Origin of the sequence: Rhodanobacter ginsengisoli (assembly GCF_042657065.1) — a bacterium.
GTDB lineage: Bacteria > Pseudomonadota > Gammaproteobacteria > Xanthomonadales > Rhodanobacteraceae > Rhodanobacter > Rhodanobacter ginsengisoli.
In genome coordinates, this window is the sequence record NZ_JBHSNF010000012.1 from 1 (window position 1) to 1,248 (window position 1,248).

General features: G+C 60.6%; 2 protein-coding genes. Both read left to right on the top strand.

The window, feature by feature from the left end:
• Window positions 1–55: 55 nt before the first annotated feature.
• Entirely contained in the window at window positions 56–409 is a 354-nt protein-coding gene (locus ACFPPA_RS19045; RefSeq protein ID WP_377322842.1) for a transposase, read from the top strand.
• Complete coding sequence (locus ACFPPA_RS19050) at window positions 382–1,239, top strand: IS3 family transposase (RefSeq protein ID WP_377322844.1); 858 nt, start codon at window positions 382–384, stop codon at window positions 1,237–1,239. The genes ACFPPA_RS19045 and ACFPPA_RS19050 overlap by 28 nt, the downstream gene beginning before the upstream one ends.
• The last annotated feature ends 9 nt before the right edge of the window (window positions 1,240–1,248 follow it).

A 1,248-nucleotide genomic window follows, 5' to 3' on the forward strand; every position in this document is an offset into this window, starting at 1 on the left:
GAGACTTCCTACGCTTTAGTGGACACCCTGAACTACCACTTCAGGAGTCCACAAGATGCCGAAACCAGGTCCACGAACGACCTACCGCTACAGCCAGGAATTCAAGGCAACCGCTGTCCGTTTGAGCCTGCTGCCTGGCGTCGCGGTGGGTGACGTTGCCCAGTCGCTTTACATCCATCCGTTCATGCTGTCTCGTTGGCGCAAACAAGCGCGGGAGGGATTGATCATGACGAAGGGTGTGGCGGTCGACAAAGCCGTGGCAGCGGAGCTGAAGGAGCTGCGTCGGGTGAAGAAAGCCTACGAGCAGCTGAAGATCGAGCATGACCTTTTAAAAAAAGCGATCGCATTCACTTCCAGTCCAAGGCCGACATCTTCGCCTTCATCCACCAGCAAACGCACCAGCCGGTGAGGCTGCTGTGTCGGCTCTACGGCGTCAGTCCGAGCGGCTTCTACGCGTGGCGCGATCGCCCGGCGAGCATGCGTGCGCGGGAAGATGGGCGGTTGCTGGAACGTATTCGCCAGGTGCATGGCGAGAGTCGACAGACGTACGGCAGCCCGCGTGTCCACGCCGGTCTGCAACGCGATGGCGAATCCGTCGGGCGCCGCCGGGTCGCGCGTTTGATGCGGGATCACGCCATCCGTGGCTGCTCTGCCGATCTGTATCGCCGTTGTCCGGGTGTCGATCGCTTCTACGCCAGTGTGGACAATCAGGTTCACGAGCTGACGGTGGATCGGCCTGATCAGGTGTGGGTGACCGATGTCACCTATCTGAAGGTGTCCGGAACGTGGCGTTACCTTGCCACCGTCATGGATCGCTACTCACGGCGCTTGCTGGGCTGGTCGTTGGGAGCCGGCCGAACGGCCAACCTGACACGCCGAGCATTGGCCAGGGCACTGCGCCAGCGCAAACCACCGGCCGGCACGTTGCTGCACAGTGATCGCGGGGTGGAGTTCCTGGCCGGGGACTTCAAGCGCATGCTGGCCAACGCGGGCTTGGTGCAGAGCGTGAATCGCCCGCATCGAATGACCGACAACGCGCACATGGAGTCGTGGAACAAGTCGATGAAATCGGACCTGTATCACCGCCAGAGCTTCACTAGCGAGGGCACGCTTCGAAGTGCCGTGCAAAGCTACATCGATTTCTACAACAACAAGCGCTTACACTCCGCCTTGGGTTATCGTTCTCCCGTCGAGTTCGAAGCCAGTGCGGCTAACCAACCGGTGTCCACTTTTGCGTAGGAACTCTCC

Bases quoted from the DNA above. Each gene is read 5' to 3' on its own strand.
- ACFPPA_RS19045 (WP_377322842.1), top strand. From the start codon at position 56: ATGCCGAAACCAGGTCCACGAACGACCTACCGCTACAGCCAGGAATTC.